The organism is Roseateles sp., assembly GCF_047654805.1.
In the GTDB taxonomy this organism is placed as follows: domain Bacteria; phylum Pseudomonadota; class Gammaproteobacteria; order Burkholderiales; family Burkholderiaceae_C; genus Pelomonas.
In genome coordinates this window covers 5,831,994-5,855,228 of sequence record NZ_JASGIV010000001.1, presented here as the reverse complement: position 1 = coordinate 5,855,228, position 23,235 = coordinate 5,831,994, and the positions used below count along the sequence as shown (strand labels likewise).

Below are 23,235 nucleotides of genomic sequence, written 5' to 3'. Positions count from 1 at the left end.
ACGGCTTGAGCTTTGTAAGCACTCGCAAGCGGGGGCCGGCCAGGTTGAATGCGGGCAGAATCACCCGGATTTTCGCCGATCCGGCAACCCCTTCGGAGACCGTGCCCGATGCCCGCTGCTCGCACCGCCCATCTTCCAGTCCTTGCGGCCTGCCTTGCCCTCGCGACGGCCTCGGCCTGGGCCCAGACCAGCCCCTATCCCATCACGCCCGAGCAGCGCCGCGTGGCCGACCAGGTCGCGGGTGCCGGCGTGCCGTTGGCGGAGCTGGCGCCGGATGCACCGGACAGCCATACGGTACAAGCTGGCGACACCTTGTGGGACATCTCCAAGATCTTCCTGAGGAGCCCATGGCGCTGGCCGGAGCTCTGGGGCATGAACCGCGAGCAGATCCGCAACCCCCACCTGATCTATCCAGGCCAGGTGCTGCTGCTCGTCAAGATCGACGGCCGCGCTCGGCTTCAGCTGGCCCAGGGCGTCAGCGGCAACACGGCCGGCGACGCTGTCAAGCTGCGCCCCCAGATGCGCATCGCGGCGCTGGACTCCAACGCCATCACGGCCATCCCCCTGCACCTGATCCAGCCCTTCCTCACCGACGCCGTCGTCTTCGAGACCGACCAGCTCGCGACGGCGCCCCGCGTCGTCGCCGCCCAGGAGGGCCATGTGCTGCTGGGCCGGGGCGACCTGGCCTACGCCCGCGGTGACTTCGGCGGCGCGACCGACTTCCGCGTCTTCCGCACCGCGCGCACGTTGCGCGATCCGGCCACGAATGAGATCCTGGGCTACGAGGCCCCCTATGTCGGCACGGCCGAGCTGATCCGTCCGGGCGAGGACCGCACGACCGCCGACGGCAAGACGGAGATCGTGCCGGCTACGGTACGCATCCAGCAGGCCAAGCAGGAGGTCGGCATCGGCGACCGGCTGGCGCCGGCGCCGCAGCGCAACCTCGAACGCTATGTGCCGCACGCCCCCGACCAGCCCATGGCGGGTCAGATAGCAGCAATCTACGGTGACGCGTTGAACGCAGGCCAGAACCAGATCGTGGCTCTGAACCGCGGCAAGCGCGATGGCGTCGAGCGCGGTCATGTGCTGGCCCTGTGGCGCGACGGCGCCGCCGTTGTGGACAAGACGCAGGACCGGGCCCAGGCCATCAAGCTGCCGGACGAGCGCCATGGCGTTCTGTTCGTCTTCGAGGTCTACGAGCGCGTGTCGTATGCGCTGATCATCTCGGTCAAGGACCCGGTCAAGGCCGGCGACCGCTTCACGCAGCCCTGAGATGGCGCCCCTCGCCCAAGGAGCACCTTGCCCGGTCTCCCGGGGGCGCGGCGGTGCTCAAGGCGGCAGGCTCACTCGCACATGCCCGAGCTGGCCGGTTTGGGAGCGGTTTAGGGCCGGGCTCGAGATCGCTTGACATGTTGGCCCCGGCCGAGCTGGCCGCCTGGCTTTGGCTGACGGAGAGTCTGGCTCCGGCTGCCGTGCGGCGGCTGCTGGCGATGGCCGGCAGCCCCCGGGCCGTCTTCGAGCTGCCTGCCGCTGCCCTTGACCGGGCGCTAACGGCACGGCAGCGCGAAGCGCTGGACCGGCCGCCCGAGCACCTGGACAGGCTGATCTTCCGGGCCGAGGCCTGGCAGGCCCAGCCCGGCAACGGCCTGCTCCCGCTGGGTGCTCCCGACTACCCACCTCGCCTGCTGGCCACCGTCGACCCGCCAACGCTGTTGTGGCTGCAGGGCCGGCGCGAGCTGCTGGCAGCGCCGTCCATCGCGGTCGTCGGCAGCCGCGCCTCGACGACTCAGGGCAGCGACAACGCTCGCGCGTTCTCCCGCGCGCTGGCCCGGGCCGGCTATGCCATCGTCTCGGGCCTTGCGCTCGGCGTGGATGCAGCGGCCCACGAGGGAGCCCTGGACGGCGGCGGCGCCACCATCGCCGTCGTCGGCACGGGACTGGACCGGGTCTACCCGCGCTGCAACGAGGCGCTCGCGGCCCGCCTGCTGGCAGCCGGCGGCCTCATCGTCAGCGAGTACGCGCTGGGCATCTCGGCGCGGCAGGCCAACTTCCCCAGGCGCAACCGCATCATCGTGGGGCTGGCCCAGGGCTGCCTTGTCATTGAGGCGGCCGTGCCATCGGGCTCGCTGGGCACGGCGCGCTTGGCGGTCGAAGCCGGGCGCAAGGTGTTCGCCATTCCCGGCTCCATCCACTCGACCCAGGCGCGCAGCCGCCACGCGCTGATCCGCCAGGGTGCCAAGTTGGTTGAATCGGCCGACGATGTACTGGCGGAATTGTCGGCCCTCGATCGGGCACCGGGCGCGGCGCCAGCAACAATCCAAGAGGGCACCGAGCGGCCGCACGAGTGGCAGATGCTGCTGGAGGCGATGGGATTCGCCCCCATCAGCCTAGACGCCCTGATGGCGCGCAGTGGCTGGCCCGCTGCCGAGCTCAGTGCCGCCCTGCTGGAGCTGGAGTTGGCCGGCCAGATCGCCCGCCTGGCCGGCCAGTTGTATCAGCGCCGCCAGCGGGGATGACGAGCTTAACCGCGGATATCAGAGGCCGAACCGAGGGGTTATTCGCGTCCGGGGTGGCGGAAGCGCTGGGCTATCATCACCTCACGATGCTCGATGTCCTGGTTTATCTGTACGAAACCTACTGGCGGCCGGACGCCTGCCCCGACCATGCCCAGCTTGCGCGCAAGCTGACGGCGGTAGGCTTCGAGACCGACGAAATCCAGGAGGCTCTGTCCTGGCTGGAAGGCCTGGCGGCCGCTGGCGAGGCCTATCACGGCGAGCAGAGTGAGCACGCACTACGCGTCTACTCGGCGGCCGAGGTGGAGCACCTGGGCGAGGCATCCATTGGCTTCATCAGCTTCCTGGAATCGGCCGGCGTGCTGCCCGGCGCAATGCGCGAAATGGTCATCGACCGCGCGATGGCCGTCGGCGGCAGCCCGATGGACCTGGAAGACCTGAAGATAATCGTGCTGATGGTGTTCTGGAGCCTGGGGGAGGAGCCCGATGCCCTCATCCTGGACGAGCTGTTCGTGGCTCCGGAAGACCGGCTGATCCACTGAGCCCGTTCCCTATCCAATAGCAGACGGCGCCTTGGGCGCCGTTGTTGTTCGTACGCCGGAACGAACCGGGCTAGTTCAGCAACCCGCTCGGGTCCGCATCCAGCTTGGCCAGCGCCTTGCGCGTTGCCTGCACGGTCAGCGCCTCGTCCTGGGCCGGCAACAGCAGGCCCGCCTGCAGGAAGGCGGCCATCCGGTTCAGCGAGAACAGCACGCCACGCCCCTGCGGCGTGACGAACAGCGCGAGCTGTTTGCGCAGTCCACGCCAGGCCAGTTGCACCTGCTCGTTGCGCCCCCTGTAGTCCAGCATGAACCAGCCGCCCACCTGCAGCTCGCGCGCCCAAGCGACCATGGCTGGGGTCGGTGCCGAGCCGCCCTCTGCAACGACCTCCATGCCCTCGGACTCGTGGCCAGAAAGGTCGCGCACCAGCATCTCGTCGACGTGGCTCTCACCCTCGACGTCCTCGGGCAGCATGGCCTCCAGCGTCTCGAGCTGGTCCATCAGTTCATCCAGGCGCTCGCGCGGGATGGCCGCAGTCTTGGCGGTGAAGGCGGCGGCCAGCGCGTTGTTGAGCTGCCGCACGTGCTCGTCCTGCTTTTCGATGGGCAAGCCGGCATGAACCATGCCATCACGCAAGGTCTTGAGCAGCGGCGGCAGACGGCGGATGACCTCGGCCCGTTCCTCACGCGAGGCTTTGGCACTGGCACTCCAGATCAGGTCGGCCGCGGCGCGCTTCATGGCCTTGGTGACGTCGGACTGCGCCCCCACCCGCACCGCGGTGACAGCCAGAACATCCGCCCAGACATGGAAAAGGAAGTCGCGCACGCCGTCCTGCACCGGCACCTCGGACAGCATCTTGCGCAGCTCGATGGTGTACTGGATGGCCAGCGTCTCGCGCTGCTCCACCTGCTGGGCCAGTGACACGCCGCGCCTCGAGGCCTGGTTCTCATTCTCGAAATAGTGGTCGAGGAACTTCTCGAACTCGGTCAGCACTGTCGCGAAGACACGCCGTCCGGTGTCCGGGTAGGCCTCTACGACCTGCACCACGCGCTTGATCTCACGCTCCAGCGCATCGTTGCTGGCGCGCTCCGCGCCGGGACTGCTGGCCTGCGCCGTGTTGAAGCCCATCACGCAGGCGCCCATGCGATCGATGAGGCGACGCGCCGGATGGTCGGCCGCAGCGAAGAAGTCGGGCTCGCTGACGGCCACGCGCAACACAGGCATCTGCAGCCGCGCGAACCACACCCGCACCGTAGCAGGGATTCGCTCCTCGGTCAGGATGCTCTGGAACATCATCGCGACGATCTCGATGGTCGCGCGCTCGGCCGGCGTGTTGGCGGCCTGCTTCAGGACCTGCTTGAAGGCCTGGTTGCGTGCGCCGATCTCCTCCAGCGCACGCGGTGAGCTCGCAGCGGCACCCGCGCTGTCCGCTCCGACGGCGGGGCGGCGCTGCAGTGATTCCTGCGCATGCTTGATGGCCCCCATCAGCCGGGGGGACGCGGCAACGGGAGGAGCATCTGCCAGCGAGGGCCGGGCGCCGGACGCAAGCGGCGCTTCTGCACCGGCGAGGCCCATACCGCCGGCCTGGCCGGGCGCCACATCGGCCAGGCTGGGCTTGCCGCCGCCGGGCCGCGCCGGCACCTGGCTGCGCGCGACCGGAAAACCGGGCACGTGCCGGGCAAGCACTCGCTGCAGCTGGGCCATCACTTCGTCGGCCTGGCTGCTGGCCTTGCTGCGCGCCATCGAGGCGGCTGGCGTGGGCGGCGGGCCGGAACTTGTGCCCAGCCCGGTATTGGCTGCCATGGCGGGCGGAGGCGGCAGTCCCGCAGGCGTGCCCGCTGCCGCCGCGCCGGCAGCCTGGGCAGTACGACGGATGAAGGGCCGCAGGTCAACCTCGGGGAGTACCTTCTGCGCGATCAGCCAGCGGTTGGTCTCGTGATAGGCCTCGCTGATGAGCTGGGCGAACTCCTCGTGCAGTTCGTGATGCAGCAGTTGCCAGATGTTGACCTCCAGGCCAACACGGCTCCAGGCGTCGAGCGCGATGCGAGCGACGACGTGTGCCCGCAGCAGGTCCAGCGGGTCCAGGTCATCGTGGGTCTCCAGGGCCTGCATGCGGGTGCGCAGGTCGGTGAACTCCCAGCTCGCGCGGTCCATCATGACGAGGGCCAAGCGCGAGCTGGTGATCTCGCGCTCAATGGTGGAATCGTCGACCAGGCTCATCTTGCTCGACTGCACCGGTGCCGCCGGCTCATGCTCGCGGGCGTTGTCCGACACGCCGTGCATGGCCGCATGACGCAGCGCGGCGACGACAGCCATCTGCCAGTTGGGGCCTGACTTCTGCCAGGCCTGCACAGCATCCCGCCGCGCCATCGCGACGGCGTGCGGGGCGCCCTGGGCCAGCAGTTGGTTGGCGCCCTGCCCCACCGCGGCGACCAGCGGCGTCAAGCCGCGCACCAGGGCCTCGAGATAGACGCGCCGAGCCTGGGTGGCCAGGGCCTGGTTGCGGGCGGCGGTCATGGATCGTGAGAGGGGATCAGCGTCGTTGCGAAGATCGCTTCACTCTACACGACGGCCCCGGAGTTCGGGTCGCTTGGATCGTCGCGGTTGACGGGAGCCTTGATCAGGTCCTCGCGCTTCACACCCAGCCACATCGCCAGGGCCGCGGCCACGAAGACGGAGGAATAAATGCCGAACAGGATGCCGATGGTCAGCGCCACGGCGAAGTAGTGCAGCGTCGGGCCACCGAACAGCAGCATGGACAGCACAACCAACTGCGTCGAACCGTGCGTGATGATGGTACGGCTCATCGTCGACGTGATCGCGTGATCGATGACCTCATGCGTGTTGAGCTTGCGGTACTTGCGGAAGGCTTCGCGCACCCGGTCGAAGATGACGACCGATTCGTTCACCGAGTAGCCCAGCACCGCCAGCACGGCAGCCAACACCGCCAGCGAGAACTCCCACTGGAAGAAGGCGAAAAAGCCCAGGATGATGACGACGTCGTGCAGGTTGGCGATGACGCCAGCCACGCCGAACTTCCATTCGAAGCGGATCGCCAGGTAGATCACGATGCCCAGCACCGTGAAGGCCAGCGCCTTGGCAGCGTCCCAAGCCAGCTCCTCGCCGACGGCCGGGCCGACGACCTCCGAGCGTGACAGTTTGATGGGCTCCACCCCATCGGCCTTGGCGCAGATCTGCTTGTCGATCTGTTCGCCCTGGTCCGTCACCTGCTGGTGATGGCTGACCGCGCCGGCCTCGGCCTTGCACAGCTCGGCGTACACCTTGTCAACCACTTCGGTCTGCTTCTCGCCGGGGCGCACGGGAAGGCGGATCATCACGTCGCGGGACGAGCCAAAGTTCTGCACCTGCACCTCGCCATAGCCCATCTGCTCGACGACATGGCGGGTCTTGGCGACATCGGCCGCCTGCGGGTAGGCCACTTCGATGACCGTGCCGCCGGTGAACTCAATGGAGAAATGCAAGCCGCGCGTGACCAAGAAGAACACGGCCACGGCGAAGGTGATGAAAGACACCACGTTGAAGATCAACGCGTGCTTCATGAACGGGATGTCCCGTTTGATGCGGAAGAGTTCCATGACGGGGTTTCCTTAGGCCGCGGTCTGCTCGGGCGTATCGGGCGTGGGCTTCCATACCTGGCCGATGGACAGGGACTTGAGCTTCTTCTGGCGGCCGTACCAGAGGTTCACGAGGCCGCGCGAGAACACGACGGACGAGAACATCGAAGTCAAGATGCCCAGGCAGTGCACGACGGCGAAGCCCTTGATGGGGCCGGAGCCAAACACCAGCAGCGCCAGACCTGCGATCAGCGTCGTGACGTTGGAGTCGAGGATGGTGGCGAAGGCGCGCTCATAGCCCGCGTGGATGGCCGCCTGCGCCGTGGCACCGGCGCGCAACTCCTCCCGGATGCGCTCGTTGATCAGAACGTTGGCGTCGATGGCCATACCCAGCGCCAGCGCCATGGCCGCGATGCCCGGCAGGCTCAACGTGGCCTGCATCATGGAAAGGATGGCCATCAGCAGCAACAGGTTGAAGCCAAGCGCCAGCGAAGAGAACAGGCCGAACAGCATGTAGTAGAGGCACATGAAGCCGGCCACCGCGACAAAGCCCCAGGTGACGCTGGCGATGCCCTTCTCGATGTTGTCCTTGCCCAGGCTTGGGCCGATGGTGCGCTCCTCGATGATGTCCATTGGCGCGGCCAGCGAACCGGCGCGCAGCAGCAGTGCGGTGTCGGCGGCTTCCTGCGTGGTCATCGCGCCGGTGATCTGGAAGCGGCTGCCCAGTTCTGAGTTGATGCGCGGCGCCGTGACGACCTCGCCCTTGCCCTTTTCGAACAAGAGGATGGCCATGCGCTTGCCGACGTTCTCGCGCGAGACCTCCTTCATGATGCGGGTGCCCTTGGCATCCACGGTCAGGTGCACGGCCGGATTGTGGTTCTCGTCGAAGCCAGGCTGGGCATCGTTCAGGTTGTCACCGGTCAGGATGACCTGGCGCTTGACGATGATGGGCCCGAAGCCGCGGTCGATGAAGCGCTCGGTACCGAACGGCACCGGGCCGGTGCCGGCCAGCGCGGCCTGGGCCTCGGCGCTGTCGTCCACCATGCGCAGCTCCAGCGTCGCCGTACGGCCGATGATGTCCTTGGCCTTGGCCGTGTCCTGCACGCCGGGCAGCTGCACGACGACACGATCCAGCCCCTGCTGCTGGATGACTGGCTCGGCCACACCCAGCTCGTTGACGCGGTTGTGCAGCGTCGTGATGTTCTGCTTGAGGGCCGCCTCCTGAACGGCGACCTGCGCCTGGGGCGACAGGTTGCCGGCCAGCTGCAGGTTGCTGCCGTCGCCCTGGAGCGTCCAGGTCACTTCCGGGATCTGGGCTCGCAGCAGGTTCAGCGCGGCGGTGCGCTGCTCAGCGTCGCGAAAGGCGATCTGCACCGTGTTGCCTTCGCGATTGATGCCGGCGTGGCGGACGTTCTTCTCGCGCAGCATGCTTCGCACGTCGCCCGTCAGCGCCTCGGCCTTCTTAGTCAGGGCTGCCTTCATGTCGACCTGCATCAGGAAATGCACGCCGCCGCGCAGGTCCAGGCCCAGGTACATGGGGTTGGCGTGAAGCGCCGTCAGCCACTGCGGCGAGCGCGACAGCAGGTTCAGCGCGACGATGTAGGTCGGATCGGCCGGGTCGGCGTTCAGGGCCTTGTTGATGGCGTCCTTGGCCTTGAGCTGCGTATCGGTATCGCCGAAACGCGCTTTGATGGAGTTGCCGTCGAACTGCACATAGTCCGCCTGGACACCCGCGTCTTTCAACGAGGACTCAATGCGGGCCTGCAGCGCTGGGTCGACCTTGACGGTGACTTTGGCGCTGGACACCTGCACGGCAGGCGCCTCGCCGAACAGGTTTGGCAACGTATAGAGCGTGCCGATCAGCAGCGCGACGAGCAGGAGCGCGTACTTCCAGAGCGGATAGCGGTTCATGAGGGACTTCCTTGTCAGCACCCGGACGGCGAGGCCCGGGAGGTGGGCGCGTCGCGGCTTACTTCAAGCTGCCCTTAGGGAGAACCTGGGTGACGGCGCCCCGCTGGATCTGAATCTCGACACCCTCCGCCACTTCGAGATGGATGAAGTTGTCGCCCAGTTTGCTGATCTTGCCGATGACGCCGCCTGCCGTGACAACCTCGTCGCCCTTGGTCAGCGCCTCGATCATGGCTTTGGCTTCCTTCTGGCGCTTCATCTGCGGCCGGATCATGACGAAGTAAAGCACCACGAACATCAGCACCAGCGGCAGCATGCCGAGGAGGCCGGACTCGGGAGAGGCGGCCGGAGCGGCCTGGGCGTAGGCGTTGGAGATGAACACGTTGATTTCCTTGGGTGTGAGGAGCGGCCGCGGGAACCGCAGGGCAACCTTGAATTCTAGTGCCGCCGCCCGGTCGCCCGGCGACGGCTCGCCTGGGCCGCGCGGCCCAGGCCGCAGCCTGCTAACCTGGGTCGCCATCCAACTGCCGCGGAGCCCCTCTTGCAGATCAGGTCGCTGACCGAACGGCTGAGTCTGCGTCGCTTGCTGACGCTGCCATACGTCGTTCTCATCCTGGCCGTGGTCCTGCTGATGGGCAGCCTGTCCTGGCAGGCCGGGCGCGACGCGGTGGGCAACCTGTCAGGCCGGCTGCTGGTCGAGGCGGTGAGCCGCATCGCGGTGTCCCTGGAGCGCCACGTCGGTGGCGCCGACGCGGTGCTGGAGACTGCCTTCCCCACCGGCCTGCCAGCACCCGACGACCTCGCCAGAGAGCTGGGGACGCTGCGCACCCGCTTTTGGCTGGCCACGTCGGTGCATCTGGACCCGAACAACTATGTCTATTACGGCGACCGACGCGGCCAATTCCTGGGCCTGTGGCGCTTCTCGGCGCAGGAGGCCGAGCTGCGCACACGTATCGGTGGAAGCGGGCCGCGGATCCTCTACCGCCTCAGCGGCATCGCCGGAAGCCCCCATGCACCAGTGACCGAGGACAGGGTCTTCGAGCCGCGCGAGCGCCCCTGGTACCAGGCCGCGATCACGAGCCCGGCACCCCTGGGCTGGACACCGGTCTACGTCGACTTCAAGACGCTGGACCTCGTCGTGACGCGCACCAAGCGCGTAGGCAACGACGTCGGCGAACCCGAGGGGGTGGCGGCGACGGACCTGCCGCTGCAGCAGGTCAACGCGCTTTTGCAGCGGATCGCCCTGACGGAGAACGCGGTCGCCATGGTCGTGGAGGCCGACGGCCAGCTCATTGGCGTGTCGCGCGGCGCGCACATGAAACCTCCGGCCGCAGGCCTACGCGAGCGGTTGAACGCGGCCCAAAGCCCTGACTCCCTCGTGGCAGCCGCCTTTGACGCCGTGCATCGGCGTGCCGCCGTCGCCCCCCTGGACGCAACGCCACGCACGGAGCGCTTCCGCGATGGCGAGGGACGCGACGTGCAGCTCGGCTATGCCCGTGTCGATCCGGCTCTGGGGCTGGACTGGTTCATCATCGTCGCCGTGCCGCGCGCCGATTTCCTTGCCGGCGTGCAGCGCAGCGTTACGCGGGCTGGCGTGCTGGCCGGGCTCGGCATCGTCGTGGCCCTCGGCCTGGGCTGGGGCGTGCTCGGCGTCGTCACCCGCGAGCTGCGCGAGCTCGCCGAGGCTGCCCGCCGTGTTGGCGAAGGGCTGCTGGACGAACCGCGCGAAGTGCACCGCCAGGACGAGCTGGGACAGCTCGCACGGAGCTTTGCCAACATGCAACGGCGGCTCCTGACCGACCAACTGACCGGCCTCACGAATCGCGGCGCCATCATCCGTCGCATCGAGGACCGTGTCTTGCAGCAGCGCCGTCGCGGCGACCGCTGGCCCTTCGCCGTCATGTTCGTCGACCTGGCGCGCGTCAAGGAGGTCAACAAGCGCTTCGGCCACGCTGTCGGCGACGCCGTGCTGAAGGAGACGGGCCAGCGCTTGCGCGCCGGCGTGCGCATCGGTGACGTCGTGGCCCGCTACGCTGGCGACGAGTTCGTGTTGCTGCTGGACTCGGTCGAGAACCGCGCAGACGCCGAGGCCGCACGCGGCCATCTCGAGATCGCCCTGCGCGCACCGCTCGCAGCCCTGGCCGACATCGCACCGCCCGACTTCGCCGTCGGCGCCAGCTTCGGCATCGCCCTCTACCCCGACGACGGCCAGGACACCGACAGCCTGCTCAGGCACGCCGACGCCGACATGTATGCCCGCAGGCAAGCCACCGATGCCGATACACCTTGACCTCGACGCGCTGCGCCGTCACGCCGTGGCGCGCAGCCTCTTCGCCCCCACCACCCTGCTCAAGGCCGTCGAGCAGCTCGGCGGCTTCGTCCAGGCCGACCCGCTGCGAGCACCTGCACGCGCCCAGGACCTGACGCTGCGCCACCGCGTCAAGGGTTACCGGGCCGGCGACCTGGAGCGCCGCTATCCGCGCCTGCCACTGCAGGAAGACTTCTTCATCAACTATGGCTTCGTCACGCCCGAATTGCGCGCGCTGATGCACCCGCGCTCCACCCGTCGCGTCTGGGACAAACCACGCTGGAAACTCGCCAATGCCGTGCTTGCCGAGGTGGAGCGCCTGGGGGAGGCTCATCCGGCCGAGGTTGACGCCGCACTGGGTCACGGGCCGGTGAAGAATTGGTTCGGCGGCAACAGCCGACTGTCGACCGAGCTGCTAGACGGCCTGCATTTCCGCGGTCACCTGGACGTCGTGCGGCGCGACAGCGGCACGCGTGTCTACCGGCTGGGGCCGGCTTGGCAGCCCCACGACGACCCGCAGACGGCCATGGACGCGATGGCCGACGTGCTCATACAGAAGTACGCGCCGCTGCCCGCCGGCAGCCTGTCCACGCTGATCAGCATGCTGGCGAGCGGCGCGCGGCAGTGGAGCGACCTGCGCCGCACCACCCTCGCCCGCGCCAAGCAGCGCCTGGCACATGCGCGCGTGGACGGCACGGACTGGTACTGGCCCGCTGACGAAGACCCGACCCGGGGCTGGCGCATCCCCAGCCAAGTGCGCCTGCTGGCGCCCTTCGATCCCGTCGTCTGGGACCGCCGCCGCTTCGAGCTGCTATGGGGCTGGGCCTACCGCTTCGAGGCTTACACGCCAGCAGCCAAGCGTGTCCGAGGTCACTACGCGCTGCCGCTGCTGTGGCGCGACCAGGTCATCGGCTGGGCCAACGCCGGTGTCAGGAGCGGTCGGCTGCAGGTGGATTGCGGCTATGTTGCCGGCCGCGCGCCGCGCGACACAGACTTCAAGACCGCACTTGCCGAGGAGATTGAACGGATGGCGACGTTCCTGGGCACGACGACTTGACGGGGATCAAGCCGCCGCGTCGAGTCGGCGCGCAGCATGATCGGTCTTGAGTCACCACCACTGCCGTCATGCCCACCCAGCCTCGCAAACCCGAAGCTAGCCCAGCCCGCCCAGGCCGCCACACGCCCGGCCGACGCACTGCCGCTGGCGACACACCACCTCGCCTGGATGCCGCCAGCCTGGAACAGCACCGCGTCAGCCGGGCGACCACACGCCAGCAGGTGGTGGGCAGCGAAACCCTGGCCGAGCTGTTGCGCCGCCACCATCAGGAGGAAGGCAGCCCCGAGGCCCTGGCTGACGAGCTGGCCACGCTGCTGGACGGCAGCTCGCCCGACGAGCGGCGCCATCTGCGCCGCGCGCTGCGCCAGCACGAGCAGGCCGTCGCACCGCCCGATGCGGTGGACGCCGACGGCGAGCTCAGCCCCGGCTGGCGCCAGGGCGGCTACCCCTACCGGAACCTGCTCTCCCGCCGGGCCTACGAACGCCAGAAGTACAGGTTGCAGGTCGAGCTGCTGAAACTGCAGGCCTGGGTGAAGGAAACCGGCGCGCGGGTCGTCATCCTGTTCGAGGGGCGCGACGCGGCTGGCAAGGGTGGCACGATAAAGCGCTTCATGGAGCACCTCAATCCGCGGGGCGCTCGCGTTGTGGCACTGGAGAAGCCAGGCGAGGTCGAGCGCGGTCAGTGGTATTTCCAGCGCTATGTGGAACACCTGCCCACGCGCGGCGAGATCGTGCTGTTCGACCGCAGTTGGTACAACCGCGCTGGTGTCGAGCGCGTGATGGGCTTCTGCAGCGAGGCCGAGTACCAGGAGTTCCTGCGCCAGACACCGGAGTTCGAGCGCCAGCTGGTGCGCTCGGGCATCCACCTCTTCAAGTTCTGGTTCTCGGTCAGCCGCGACGAGCAGCGCCGCCGTTTCAAGGAACGCAAGCTGCACCCGCTCAAGCAGTGGAAGCTCAGCCCCATCGACATGGCGTCCCTCGACAAATGGAGCGACTACACCCGGGCCAAGGAGGCCATGTTCCTGCACTGCGACACCTCGGACGCGCCCTGGACCGTCATCAAGAGCGACTGCAAGAAGCGCGCACGCCTGAACGCAATGCGCTTCGTGCTGAACCGGCTGCCCTACGCGGAGCGCAGGCCGGAACACATCGGCCCGGTGGACCCGCTGATCGTCGGGCGGCCAGCGCTGGTGTCAGCGCCGGGCGACGATTTGTTGGCATCCAGCGGGGCGGGATGACGCTTCGCGTGGCGACACGTCGCTAGAATGCAGGGTTTCCGAGGAGCGTTGCAACCTCAGCACCTTGAGGCCAGGCTCGGAAGTTCAGATCCCCTGCAACTGCGCTCACCCGCTGGCCGATCGCGCCTGGGGTGAGGTTCCCTCCCCTGTAGCGTCGCCAGCGGCTTCATTCGCCTGAAGGAGCCCGCATGACCGCACCCGCCCATATCGTCAAGGACCTGTCGCTGGCCGACTGGGGCCGCAAGGAAATCAAGATCGCCGAGCACGAGATGCCGGCGCTGATGGCCATCCGCAAGGAATATGCCGCGTCGCAGCCTCTCAAGGGCGCACGCGTCACGGGCTCGCTGCACATGACCATCCAGACGGCCGTACTGGTCGAGACGCTGCAGGCACTCGGCGCCGAAGTGCGCTGGGCCTCATGCAACATCTTCTCCACGCAGGACCATGCCGCCGCTGCGCTGGCCGCCGTGGGCACGCCGGTGTTCGCGTACAAGGGTGAGACGCTGGAAGACTACTGGGACTACACCCACCGCATCTTCGAGTTCGGCGCCAAGGGTACGGCCGGCGAAGGCCCCAACATGATCCTGGACGATGGCGGCGACGCGACGCTGCTGATGCATCTGGGCCAGAAGGCCGAGAAGGACCTGTCCGTGCTGGCCAACCCGGGCAGCGAGGAAGAGCGAATCCTGTTCGCGGCCATCAGGAAGAAGGTCGCCGAAGACGGCACCTGGTACACGCGCAAGAGCGCCGAGATCATCGGCGTGACGGAAGAGACGACCACGGGGGTGCACCGCCTGAAGGAGATGTCAGCCAAGGGTACGCTGCTGTTCCGCGCCATCAACGTCAACGACTCGGTCACCAAGAGCAAGTTCGACAACCTTTACGGCTGCCGTGAATCGCTGGTGGACGGCATCAAGCGCGCCACCGACGTGATGGTGGCCGGCAAGATCGCCGTCGTGGCCGGCTACGGCGACGTGGGCAAGGGCTCGGCCCAGGCGCTGCGCGCGCTGTCGGCTCAGGTCTGGGTCACCGAGATCGACCCCATCTGCGCGCTGCAGGCCGCGATGGAGGGCTACCGCGTCGTGACGATGGAATACGCCCAGGACAAGGCTGACATCTTCGTGACGACCACCGGCAACAAGAACGTCATCCGCCACGAACACATGGCCGCGATGAAGAACAACGCCATCGTCTGCAACATCGGCCACTTCGACAACGAGATCGACGTCGCGTCGCTCGAGAAATACGAGTGGGAGGAGATCAAGCCGCAAGTCGACCACGTCATCTTCCCGGACGGCAAGCGCATCATCCTGCTGGCAAAGGGCCGCCTCGTGAACCTGGGTTGCGGCACGGGCCACCCCAGCTATGTGATGTCCAGCTCGTTCGCGAACCAGACCATCGCGCAGATCGAGCTGTTTGCGCACAAGGACGCCTACGACATCGGCAAGGTCTACGTGCTGCCCAAGCACCTGGACGAGAAGGTTGCCCGACTGCAGCTGACGACGCTGAACGCCCAGCTGACCGAGCTGACCGAAGAGCAGGCCGCCTACATCGGCGTGCCCAAGGCCGGCCCGTACAAGCCCGACACATACCGTTACTGATCCTGTCCCGATGCGTGCCGACCAGCTCCTCGTCGCCCAGGGCCTTGCGCCGACGCGTTCCGTCGCGCAGCGCCTGATCGGCAGCGGCTCGGCCGAGTGGGCATCGCCCACTGGCTGGGCCCCGCTGAAGAAGGCCGGCGAGGACCTGCCCGAGACGGCGCAGCTGCGCGTCACCGATGACGCGGAGCTGCGCTACGTGTCGCGCGGCGGGCTCAAGCTGGAAGGTGCGCTGGCGCGCACCGGGTTCGACGTCTCCAGCCACACGGTGCTGGACGTCGGCCAGAGCACTGGAGGCTTCACTGACTGCCTGCTGGCCCATGGCGCGCGCCACGTCGTCGGCGTGGATGTGGGCCACGGCCAGTTGCACGCACGACTGCAGGCCGACCCGCGCGTGACGGCGCTGGAAGGCACTCATGTGCGCGAGCTGGACGTGCTGCGCCAGCACGTGCCGACGGGTGGCTTCACGCTCATCGTCGGTGACCTGAGTTTCATTTCCATGGTGGGCAGCCTCCCGGAGCTGCTGCCCTGGCTGGAGGTGCACGGCCATCTGCTCGTGCTCATCAAGCCGCAGTTCGAGCTGGGGCCACAAGCCCTGGGCAAGGGGGGCCTCGTCAAGGACGAGGCCGATTACCCGCGACTGGAAGCACGCGTGCGCCTGGCCTGCACGGCCCTCGGCCTCAAGGTGCTGGACTATTTCGACAGCCCCATCACCGGCGGTGATGGCAATCGCGAATTCTTCTTGTGGGCCTCCCGATGAGCACCCCTGTCAGTTTCGAATTTTTCCCCCCCAACACACCGGTCGGTGTCGAGAAGCTCAAGACCGTCGTGCAGGAGCTGGGCGAGCTGTCGCCGCAGTATTTCAGCGTCACCTACGGCGCGGGCGGCTCCACACGCGACAAGACCCTGGGCGCCGTGACCGACATCGCCGCGGCGGGCTTCGAGGCCGCGCCACACCTCTCATGCGTGGGCTCCACGCGCGAGAACATCGCCGAGATCCTGGCCACCTACCGCGGCCAGGACATCCACCGCGTCGTCGCGCTGCGGGGCGACCTGCCCAGCGGCACCGCCACGGCCGGCGAGTTCCGCTACGCGTCCGAGCTGGTCAGCTTCATCCGCGAGACGCAAGGGCCGGACTGGCACATCGAGGTGGCAGCCTACCCCGAGGTACATCCGCAGCAGCGCTACGCTGCCAAGGACCTGCAGCACTTCGCTGACAAGATGCGCGCCGGCGCCGACGGTGCGATCACGCAGTTCTTCTTCAACGCCGACGCCTACTTCCACTTCGTCGACGAGGCCCGCAAGCTGGGCGTCACCCAGCCCATCGTGCCGGGCATCATGCCCTTCCACAACTATGGCCGCATCGCCCAGTTCGCGCAGCGCGACGGCATCGACATGCCGCGCTGGGTGCAGATGAAGATGGAAGGCTTCATGGACGACTCCGCCAGCATCCGCGCCTTCGGCCTAGACGTGATCACTCGGCTGTGCGAGCGCCTCATCGAGGGCGGCGCGCCCGGCATTCATTTCTACACGCTGAACCAGAGCGCGCTGACGCTGGAACTCTGCAAACGCCTGGGGCTGGGCGGCTGAGCGGTCAGGCCGCCTTGCCGGACTTGATCGCCATCAGCGCCTCCAGCAGCACGCGCACCCGCGGGGGCTGCAGGCGGGCTGTCGGCATGACAACGCTGATCGGCATTGCCGCCGGCCGGCAGGAGGCCAACACCTCGACGAGAGCACCGCTGGCCAACCCCTCGGCCACGATGTTGTCGGGGAGCTGCGCCAGGCCCAAGCCCTGTGCAGCCGCCGCGGCGATGCCCTCGCCGTCGTTCACCTCCACCGTGGGTTCTGGCAGCAGGCTGATGGCCTGCCGGCCGCTGCGAAACTGCCAGGGCCGCTGGCGGCCCGTGCTGGGCAAGCGGAACACGATGGCCGCATGGCCCGCCAGTTGCTCTACTCGCTCGGGCCGGCCACGAGCCGCCAGATAGGCGGGGCTCGCCACCAGCACCAGTCGCTGGGCATCGAAGCGCCTCGCAACGAGGCGCGAGTCCTGCAGATCGCCGACGCGGATGGCGGCGTCCAGCCCGTCGCGGATCAGATCGGCATAGCCGTCCTGCAGGCGCAGGTCCAGGCGCAGCTCCGGGTGCTCGCGCAGCAGCTCGCTGAGCACCGGCATCAACACCTTGCGGCCGTAGGTGATGGGCGCGTCGATGCGCAGCGTGCCGGCCACCGTCTGGCGCGTGCCGGCGGCATCGGCCCGCAGATCCTCAAGTTCGGCCAGCACGCGCTCGCAACGCCTGAACAGGCGCTCGCCATCAGGCGTCATCGACACCTGGCGCGTCGTGCGGTGAAACAGGCGCACGCCCAGCGAGGACTCCAGCCGCGCCACGCTCTTGGCAATGGTGGACGGCGTACCGCGCAGGTCGCGCGCAGCTGCCGCGAAGCTGCCGCGGCGGGCCGTCTGGGCGAAGGCGATGAGCGGCTGAAGTCCCTGCATGGTGACACCTCGATTGAGGAAACATTTTCCTCAATGTTATTCATCTCACGCATCTTCACGCCTCATTCATCCGACCAGACACTGCAGCTCCTCTCAATCCCCACGGGGCTTTCATGTATGTCCTTGAACAATCCTCTCCCCTGCTGACCAGGCTGCCCGGCATCGCCCATGCGACCTGGGCCAGCCAGGCCGAAGGCCTGCAGCAGCTCTCGGTCTGGCGCCAGCGCATGGCGCCGGGCACAGCCACGCCACCGCATGTGCACGACTGCGACGAGGTCGTGCTCTGCCTCGCGGGCAGTGGCGAGTTGCATGTCGACGGGCAGACCCTGGCTTTCGACGCCAGCCGCCTGCTCGTGCTGCCCCGCGGACTCCCACACCAGATCCTCAACACCGGCAGCGAGCCGCTGGAGACCCTGGCCGTGTTCGGCCAGACGCCTACGCCCACACGCTGGCCCGATGGCCGCGAGCTGGCCCTGCCCTGGCACAGCTGAGGTGTGCCGCAGGACGGGCCGAGCTGTTGCGAGGATGCCCTGCAATCTCGCTCGAGCTTGACCCAGCACAAAGCCACACCGTCTCCACGGACGGGGTTGCACGGTCATGTTGCGTTGCATCAACCCGGCAGGCGGGCCGGGCGCGTGGAATGACTCCGTCGGGGCCCGCCCCATTCACAGGAGCCATCCATGTTCAAGAAGATTCCCGCCCTCACCGCCGTTCTCGCCGTCGCACTGGCCGCGCCTCTGGCCCAGGCCGACGAAGGTCCGCTGCTGGTGCGCGTGCGCGCCCTGCACCTCGACTCGGCCAACAAGGACAGCACGGGCCTGGGCCTGTCGATCAACAACAAGACCTTCCCCGAAGTCGATTTCAGCTACTTCTTCGCCCCCAACATCGCGGCCGAGCTGATCCTGACCTATCCGCAGAAGCACAAGCTGTACTCCAACGGCAGTGAGATCGGCTCGCTCAAGCACCTGCCGCCGACGCTCACGCTGCAATACCACTTCAACCCGGCCGGCGCGGTGCGCCCCTATGTCGGCGCCGGCCTGAACTACACCAACTTCTCCTCGGTGGAGTTCGCGCCCGCAGTGCAGACGGCCCTCAAGCCCAGCATCAAGCGCAACAGCTGGGGACTGGCCTGGCAGATCGGCACCGACATCGAGCTCACCAAGGGCACCTACCTGAACTTCGATCTGAAGAAGGTCAACCTGGACACGACCGTCTATTCCGCCGGCACCTCGGTCGGCAAGTTCAAGGTCAACCCGACGCTGGCCAGCGTGGGCCTGGGCTGGCGCTTCTGAGACGAGTCAGCGCAGGGCGTCCACTGCGGGCGCCGTGACGCCCGTCGAAGGACGCGCCGCATGCGCGGCACGACATCGGTCGCCCATAACTTCCGCTCATGTAAATGAGCGATTTACGTGAGCGGCCGTAACCGCACGCCGCAAGAATGCGCGGCCATGAGCCGCCCACTCCTTGCGCTGGCCGCGCTGTGCGCCTGCGCGATCAGCGCGGCCCAGACGCCCACGCCGCCCGCAACTCCCAAGCCCCCCGCAGCGCCCGCCAGCGCCCCCGCGCCCGCCGCTGCAGCCAGCGGCGCCGGCAACCGGCTGGACCGCGTCGAGATCAGCAGCGGTCCCACGGCCAACAGCCGCCGCCGCAACAGCACGGCCAGCAAGATCGTCATCGAGCGCGAGGACCTGGACCGCTACGGAGACACCGTGCTGGGTGACGTGCTGCGTCGCCTGCCGGGCGTCACCATCGGTGGCCGGCCGGGCCGTGGCGGGGACATCCGCATGCGCGGCATGGGCAGCGGCTTCACTCAGATCCTCGTCGATGGCGAGCGCGCCCCTGCCGGCTTTGCCGTGGAGGACCTGCCACCCGACCAGATCGAGCGCATCGAGGTCTACCGCGCGCCCACTGCCGAAACCGGTGCGCGGGCCATCGCCGGCACCATCAACATCATCCTGCGCGAGCCGCTGGTGAAGGCAAACCACGAGCTGCGCTTCACGCTAGGCCAGGACCGCAACGAACCGCAGGCCGACTTCAGCTGGACGCGCAACCTGAAGTGGGGCGGTCCCAACGGCGACGAGTTCATCGGCGCCGTCTCAACCAACGGCGGCCTGCGCCGGCGCTTCAACAACATTGACTCGCACAACCGCGTCACCGACACCGAGACTGGCCAAGTCATCGAAGAGACCTCGCAGATCGGCACCAGCGCGGGCAACAGCGCCAACCTCAACGGCAATGCCCGGCTGCGCTGGAAATACAGCGACACGCTGAGCTTCAGCATCGCGCCCTTCTTCGCGCTGTCGCAGAACGAGGGCAGCAGCCAGACCAATGCCGAGGGCACGCGCTTTCGCGACATCCATGGCGAGAACGATGGCCGCATGCACAACCTGCGGCTGAACCTGTCGGCCAACTACCGCCCCCAGCCCGGCGAGAGCTGGGATTTCCGACTGGGTCGAGGCGGCTTCAAGAACTCCAACAACAGCCACCGGCGCGACACGCTGACCGTCGCGGGCGTGACCACCGAGCGCGTGCAGGACGACCATAACGTCGTCGACGAGGACCAGACCAGCCTGAGCGCCAAGTGGAGCCTGAAGACGGCCCAGGAGCACCAGTGGGTGAGCGGAGTCGAGACCGAGCGCAGCCAGCGCATGCAAGTGCGCGACACCCTGGTCAACGGCGCCGTCATCCCCGGCCTGGTGAAGTTCGGCAATACGCTGGGCTCCAGCAACCAGCGCTTCGCCGCCTACACACAGGACGAGTGGAGTCCCAGCAAGATGTGGTCGGTCTACGCCGGCATCCGCTACGAGCGCATCGAGACCCGCGCCGACGCCGCCGGGCTTCTCCCCGAGACACGCAATGTCTCGCAGGTCACGTCGCCGCTGCTGCACCTGTTGTGGAAGCCCGAGGCCTTTCCCAAGGACCAGGTGCGCCTTAGCCTGACGCGCAGCTACCGCTCACCCAACCTCAATGACCTGATCGCCCGCCCCAACATCAACGCGACCTACCCCGACGGCCCCAATTACCAGACTTATGCCGACCGCGCCGGAAACCCCGACCTCAAGCCAGAGCTGGCCACCGGCGTCGATCTGAGCCTGGAGCACTGGCTGCCCACTGGCGGCATCGTGTCGGCGAGCGCCTTCCTGCGCAACATCAAGAGCCTGATCCGCAACCAGGTGATGCTGGAGACGGTGTCCTGGGACACGTCGCCGCGCTGGGTCAGCCGGCCACGCAACATGGAGGGGGCACGCACCATGGGCCTGGAGTTCGAGCTCAAGGCACGCCTGGACGAGCTGTGGGAGGAAGCACCGCCCGAGCTGCAGCTGATGCTGCTGCGTTTCAACTTTGCCGTCTTCGACAGCAAGGTCAAGGGCATCCCGGGCGCCAACAACCGTCTGGACCAGCAGCCCAAGGGCAGCCTGAACTTCGGCATCGATCACCGGTGGAAGGCGCTGGGCCAGAACTTCGGCAGCGGCTTCAACGTCAACTACGTGCCCGCCACACGTGTGCAGCAGACCGAGACGTTGCGCCGCGAGGAAACTGCACGCCATCAGCTCGACGCCTACCTGTCCTGGTCCAGCGGCTCCGTGCGCGACGGCATTAACTGGCGGCTGTCCATGGCCAATCTGCTGCCGCGTGACGCGCAGTCGTCGTCGGAAGGCCTTGACCTCGTCAACCATCGCCTGACGGAGAGCTGGTCGCGCAACAGGACCTTCCGCGTCGTGTCCCTGCGGGCGGACATGCGCTTCTGAATGAGCCCCCTCGTTCAGTGAGTGCGAGACTGGTTCTCCGAGGGCGTGGTGATGCTTGCCGGATCGACCGGCAGCACATCACCCGGAGCGGGCCGGCTTGGCAGCTGGAATTGGGCACAGGCAGTCGCTGCGGAATGCCCGTGCCTATGCACGGCCGTTCTGGCCAATGGCAGGCCCGATGCTCGGCCCCGAGAATGCGGCGGGTATGAGCACACAGCGCATCCTCTTCTTCTGCATGGGCAATATCTGCCGCAGCCCGACCGCCGAGGGCGTCATGCGCGCCAAGATTGAGTCGGCCGGGCTAGACGTCGAAGTCGACTCTGCCGGCACGCACGGCTACCACGTGGGCGCGCCACCGGACGTGCGCAGCCAGGAGCATGCCGCCCGGCGTGGCTACGACCTCAGCCCACTGCGCGCCCGCCAGTTGGTCGCCGCGGACTTCTCCCGCTTCGACCTCGTGCTGGCCATGGACGAGGACAATCTTGCGAACGCCCGGGCACTGTGCCCACCCGCGCAGCGCCATCGACTGAAGCTGCTGATGGAATACGCCCCCCATGCCGGCAACCCGCACGTACCCGACCCGTACTACGGCGGCGCGGCAGGCTTCGAAGAGGTGCTGGACCTCGTCGAAGCGGCATGTGACGGGCTCGTCACGGCGCTGCGCACCCGCTGAGGCCTGGCTGCAGCTGCGGCGGTCAGTACGTCGCAGCAACCGGACGATGCGCCTTGAGGCAGGTCAGGACGCTCAGGACCACCAGCGCCAGGGCGGCGGCCTCCAGCGGGGTCGGCAGACGGTGCTCCCACGCGAGCCCGTAGAGCAGCGCGAACAACGTCTCGAACAGGATCATCTGGCCGACCAGCGTGAGCGGAAGCAGGCGGCTCATGCGATTCCACAAGGCGTTGCCGTAGATGGACGCCAGTAGTGCGACGCCCATAGAGACAGCACCAAGCCACGCCCAGCTGGACAGCTCGTGCCCACCGGCACCCAGCAGAATCGCCAGCGGAATCAGGGCCATGCTCTGCGCACCGGTGACGACACCCGTCAGCAGGTTCCATTCGTGAGGCGTCACGTGCTCCAAGCGGTGAAGCGCTCGGGCGTTGCCCACGGCGTAGGCTGTCCACGAAGCCAGCGCACCCGCAGCACAGGCAAGCCCGAGCAGTGTCCTTCCCAGCGAACCGCCGGCCGGGTGAGCAATGGCCTGCCAGCCGATGCAGACGACGCCCGCAGCGCACAGCAGCAACGAGGGCACCAGCCTGCCAAGCGGCACGGCCCCGCTGTCGCGGCTGCCGATGATCGTGACGGCAATGGGCAGGAAGCCGATCACGAGCGACGTCATCGCGATGCCGCCGGTCTGCACCGCGGCCGACAGCAGGAGGTAGTACAGGGTGTTGCCGGCAAAGGCGAGCCAGGCAAGGCTCAGCCACTGGCGCCGCGCCACGCGCGCCATCAGCGAGCGCCAGCGAAACGCCACCAGAACCCCTGAAATCAGGCCGTAGCAGAGGTAGCGACCGATGGTCAGATGCAGCGGTCCGAAATCGCCGACCAGTTCGGGCGCGAGGAAAACGAGGCCCCAGAGCGCGCCGGCGCCCATGCCGCAGGCCAGCCCGGCGAGCCTGTCCCCCTGCAAAGCACCAGCATGGCCGGCCGTCGAAAGCGAAGTCATCGGCGCACTTTATTTGCGCCAAACAAAGTCTTGCGCTCCAATTTCAGTACGTAGACGCAACAAATAATCGCCATGCCACGCAAGCCACGCAGTGACGAGTTCACCCTGGACCGGCAGGACCGCGCCATCCTCGACATCCTCCAGCGTGACAACAAGCGGCCTCAGCGAAGCATCGCCGATGAGGTGCACCTGTCCGCCGCCGCCGTGCAGCGCCGCATCGCCGCCATGGAAGACGCCGGCGTCATCGCCGCCAATGTCGCCCGGGTCGATCCCGACGCCGTGGGCGTCACCATCACCTCCATCGTGGAGGTGCATCTGCACAACGAGAACGCCGCAACGGTGGACCGCGCCAAGGCGCTGTTCCGCGATGCGCCGGAGGTGCAGCAGTGCTACTACGTGACCGGCGGCAGCAGCTTCGTGCTGGTCATCCTTGCCGCCGACATGCGCGTCTACCAGCGCGTGACCCGAAGGCTGTTCGCCGAGAACGAATCGGTCAAGAGCTACCGCTCCTTGATCGCCCTGGACAGGGTCAAGACCGAGACGGGCATGGTCATCCCCTGATCCCCTCCTCGGCCGCTACAGCCGGTTTCC

At 67.6% G+C, this 23,235-nt stretch carries 20 protein-coding genes and 1 riboswitch; of the genes, 14 read left to right on the top strand and 6 right to left on the bottom strand.

All coding sequences use genetic code 11. The features are described from left to right. The first annotated feature begins 108 nt into the window (after positions 1–108). The 3 genes from QM732_RS26535 to QM732_RS26525 all read left to right on the top strand — a co-directional run bounded on the left by QM732_RS26535 (position 109) and on the right by QM732_RS26525 (position 3,055). Entirely contained in the window at positions 109–1,272 is a 1,164-nt protein-coding gene (locus QM732_RS26535; protein ID WP_415659083.1) for a LysM peptidoglycan-binding domain-containing protein, read from the top strand. 137 nt (positions 1,273–1,409) lie between these two features. After that, positions 1,410–2,516, top strand: a complete 1,107-nt coding sequence (gene dprA / locus QM732_RS26530; RefSeq protein WP_415659082.1) for a DNA-processing protein DprA — start codon at positions 1,410–1,412, stop codon at positions 2,514–2,516. Positions 2,517–2,602: 86 nt separating this feature from the next. After that, positions 2,603–3,055 (top strand): DUF494 family protein, encoded by a 453-nt coding sequence (locus tag QM732_RS26525; protein WP_415659081.1) that lies wholly within the window; start codon positions 2,603–2,605, stop codon positions 3,053–3,055. Between the two features lie 70 nt (positions 3,056–3,125). On the opposite strand, the gene QM732_RS26520 is transcribed toward QM732_RS26525, so the two are convergent. The 4 genes from QM732_RS26520 to yajC are packed head-to-tail and all read right to left on the bottom strand — an operon-like array spanning position 3,126 to position 8,918. Beyond that, positions 3,126–5,570 carry a DUF1631 family protein gene (locus QM732_RS26520; RefSeq protein WP_415659080.1) on the bottom strand — a complete coding sequence of 815 codons (2,445 nt, stop codon included), beginning with the start codon at positions 5,568–5,570 and terminating at the stop codon, positions 3,126–3,128. A 44-nt stretch (positions 5,571–5,614) separates the two neighbouring features. After that, positions 5,615–6,649: a protein translocase subunit SecF gene (gene secF, locus QM732_RS26515; RefSeq protein ID WP_415659079.1), complete on the bottom strand. Its 1,035-nt coding sequence runs from the start codon at positions 6,647–6,649 to the stop codon at positions 5,615–5,617. Between the two features lie 12 nt (positions 6,650–6,661). After that, positions 6,662–8,539: a protein translocase subunit SecD gene (secD, locus tag QM732_RS26510; RefSeq protein ID WP_415659078.1), complete on the bottom strand. Its 1,878-nt coding sequence runs from the start codon at positions 8,537–8,539 to the stop codon at positions 6,662–6,664. A 58-nt stretch (positions 8,540–8,597) separates the two neighbouring features. Next, positions 8,598–8,918, bottom strand: coding sequence for a preprotein translocase subunit YajC (gene yajC / locus QM732_RS26505; RefSeq protein WP_415659077.1), 321 nt, complete (start codon positions 8,916–8,918; stop codon positions 8,598–8,600). Positions 8,919–9,077: 159 nt separating this feature from the next. Between yajC and QM732_RS26500 the strand changes: the two genes are divergently transcribed. The 6 genes from QM732_RS26500 (at position 9,078) to metF (ending at position 16,327) form a co-directional block, all read left to right on the top strand. Beyond that, a complete protein-coding gene (locus QM732_RS26500; RefSeq protein WP_415659076.1) occupies positions 9,078–10,826 on the top strand; it encodes a diguanylate cyclase domain-containing protein in 1,749 nt (582 codons plus the stop codon). Next, positions 10,810–11,901, top strand: a complete 1,092-nt coding sequence (locus tag QM732_RS26495; RefSeq protein WP_415659075.1) for a DNA glycosylase AlkZ-like family protein — start codon at positions 10,810–10,812, stop codon at positions 11,899–11,901. Before QM732_RS26500 ends, QM732_RS26495 begins: the two co-directional genes overlap by 17 nt. Positions 11,902–11,969: 68 nt before the next feature. Continuing rightward, a complete protein-coding gene (ppk2, locus tag QM732_RS26490) occupies positions 11,970–13,139 on the top strand; it encodes a polyphosphate kinase 2 (protein WP_415659074.1) in 1,170 nt (389 codons plus the stop codon). Between the two features lie 34 nt (positions 13,140–13,173). Further along, positions 13,174–13,253, top strand: a riboswitch (S-adenosyl-L-homocysteine riboswitch). Between the two features lie 74 nt (positions 13,254–13,327). Continuing rightward, positions 13,328–14,740, top strand: coding sequence for an adenosylhomocysteinase (gene ahcY / locus QM732_RS26485; RefSeq protein WP_415659073.1), 1,413 nt, complete (start codon positions 13,328–13,330; stop codon positions 14,738–14,740). 10 nt (positions 14,741–14,750) lie between these two features. Next, entirely contained in the window at positions 14,751–15,497 is a 747-nt protein-coding gene (locus QM732_RS26480) for a TlyA family RNA methyltransferase (RefSeq protein WP_415659072.1), read from the top strand. After that, positions 15,494–16,327, top strand: a complete 834-nt coding sequence (gene metF / locus QM732_RS26475; protein ID WP_415659071.1) for a methylenetetrahydrofolate reductase [NAD(P)H] — start codon at positions 15,494–15,496, stop codon at positions 16,325–16,327. Before QM732_RS26480 ends, metF begins: the two co-directional genes overlap by 4 nt. 4 nt (positions 16,328–16,331) lie before the next feature. Here metF and QM732_RS26470 read toward each other — a convergent pair whose 3' ends face one another. After that, positions 16,332–17,231, bottom strand: coding sequence for a LysR substrate-binding domain-containing protein (locus QM732_RS26470; RefSeq protein WP_415659070.1), 900 nt, complete (start codon positions 17,229–17,231; stop codon positions 16,332–16,334). 113 nt (positions 17,232–17,344) lie between these two features. On the opposite strand from QM732_RS26470, the gene QM732_RS26465 reads away from it, so the two are divergent. From QM732_RS26465 to QM732_RS26450, 4 genes are all read left to right on the top strand, one after another. Then, the gene (locus QM732_RS26465) at positions 17,345–17,722 is read left to right on the top strand and encodes a cupin domain-containing protein (protein WP_415659069.1); all 378 of its coding nucleotides are present in this window, start codon (positions 17,345–17,347) and stop codon (positions 17,720–17,722) included. Positions 17,723–17,911: 189 nt separating this feature from the next. Continuing rightward, the gene (locus QM732_RS26460) at positions 17,912–18,523 is read left to right on the top strand and encodes an OmpW/AlkL family protein (protein WP_415659068.1); all 612 of its coding nucleotides are present in this window, start codon (positions 17,912–17,914) and stop codon (positions 18,521–18,523) included. Between the two features lie 156 nt (positions 18,524–18,679). Further along, entirely contained in the window at positions 18,680–20,980 is a 2,301-nt protein-coding gene (locus QM732_RS26455) for a TonB-dependent receptor plug domain-containing protein (RefSeq protein ID WP_415659067.1), read from the top strand. A 205-nt stretch (positions 20,981–21,185) separates the two neighbouring features. Continuing rightward, positions 21,186–21,653, top strand: a complete 468-nt coding sequence (locus tag QM732_RS26450; RefSeq protein ID WP_415659066.1) for a low molecular weight protein-tyrosine-phosphatase — start codon at positions 21,186–21,188, stop codon at positions 21,651–21,653. 22 nt (positions 21,654–21,675) lie between these two features. Here QM732_RS26450 and QM732_RS26445 read toward each other — a convergent pair whose 3' ends face one another. Next, positions 21,676–22,644, bottom strand: a complete 969-nt coding sequence (locus tag QM732_RS26445; RefSeq protein ID WP_415659065.1) for a DMT family transporter — start codon at positions 22,642–22,644, stop codon at positions 21,676–21,678. Positions 22,645–22,716: 72 nt separating this feature from the next. Between QM732_RS26445 and QM732_RS26440 the strand changes: the two genes are divergently transcribed. Next, a complete protein-coding gene (locus tag QM732_RS26440) occupies positions 22,717–23,205 on the top strand; it encodes an Lrp/AsnC family transcriptional regulator (RefSeq protein WP_415659064.1) in 489 nt (162 codons plus the stop codon). The last annotated feature ends 30 nt before the right edge of the window (positions 23,206–23,235 follow it).

What these genes read in the sequence shown, in the direction of transcription:
- ahcY (WP_415659073.1), top strand. Translation starts at nt 13,328, where the DNA reads ATGACCGCACCCGCCCATATCGTCAAGGACCTGTCGCTGGCCGACTGG.
- ppk2 (WP_415659074.1), top strand. Translation starts at nt 11,970, where the DNA reads ATGCCCACCCAGCCTCGCAAACCCGAAGCTAGCCCAGCCCGCCCAGGC.
- QM732_RS26495 (WP_415659075.1), top strand. Translation starts at nt 10,810, where the DNA reads ATGCCGATACACCTTGACCTCGACGCGCTGCGCCGTCACGCCGTGGCG.
- dprA (WP_415659082.1), top strand. Translation starts at nt 1,410, where the DNA reads ATGTTGGCCCCGGCCGAGCTGGCCGCCTGGCTTTGGCTGACGGAGAGT.
- QM732_RS26520 (WP_415659080.1), bottom strand. Translation starts at nt 5,570, where the DNA reads ATGACCGCCGCCCGCAACCAGGCCCTGGCCACCCAGGCTCGGCGCGTC.
- QM732_RS26525 (WP_415659081.1), top strand. Translation starts at nt 2,603, where the DNA reads ATGCTCGATGTCCTGGTTTATCTGTACGAAACCTACTGGCGGCCGGAC.
- secD (WP_415659078.1), bottom strand. Translation starts at nt 8,539, where the DNA reads ATGAACCGCTATCCGCTCTGGAAGTACGCGCTCCTGCTCGTCGCGCTG.
- QM732_RS26445 (WP_415659065.1), bottom strand. Translation starts at nt 22,644, where the DNA reads ATGACTTCGCTTTCGACGGCCGGCCATGCTGGTGCTTTGCAGGGGGAC.
- secF (WP_415659079.1), bottom strand. Translation starts at nt 6,649, where the DNA reads ATGGAACTCTTCCGCATCAAACGGGACATCCCGTTCATGAAGCACGCG.
- QM732_RS26450 (WP_415659066.1), top strand. Translation starts at nt 21,186, where the DNA reads ATGAGCACACAGCGCATCCTCTTCTTCTGCATGGGCAATATCTGCCGC.
- QM732_RS26480 (WP_415659072.1), top strand. Translation starts at nt 14,751, where the DNA reads ATGCGTGCCGACCAGCTCCTCGTCGCCCAGGGCCTTGCGCCGACGCGT.
- QM732_RS26470 (WP_415659070.1), bottom strand. Translation starts at nt 17,231, where the DNA reads ATGCAGGGACTTCAGCCGCTCATCGCCTTCGCCCAGACGGCCCGCCGC.
- QM732_RS26460 (WP_415659068.1), top strand. Translation starts at nt 17,912, where the DNA reads ATGTTCAAGAAGATTCCCGCCCTCACCGCCGTTCTCGCCGTCGCACTG.
- metF (WP_415659071.1), top strand. Translation starts at nt 15,494, where the DNA reads ATGAGCACCCCTGTCAGTTTCGAATTTTTCCCCCCCAACACACCGGTC.
- QM732_RS26535 (WP_415659083.1), top strand. Translation starts at nt 109, where the DNA reads ATGCCCGCTGCTCGCACCGCCCATCTTCCAGTCCTTGCGGCCTGCCTT.
- QM732_RS26455 (WP_415659067.1), top strand. Translation starts at nt 18,680, where the DNA reads ATGAGCCGCCCACTCCTTGCGCTGGCCGCGCTGTGCGCCTGCGCGATC.
- QM732_RS26440 (WP_415659064.1), top strand. Translation starts at nt 22,717, where the DNA reads ATGCCACGCAAGCCACGCAGTGACGAGTTCACCCTGGACCGGCAGGAC.
- QM732_RS26465 (WP_415659069.1), top strand. Translation starts at nt 17,345, where the DNA reads ATGTATGTCCTTGAACAATCCTCTCCCCTGCTGACCAGGCTGCCCGGC.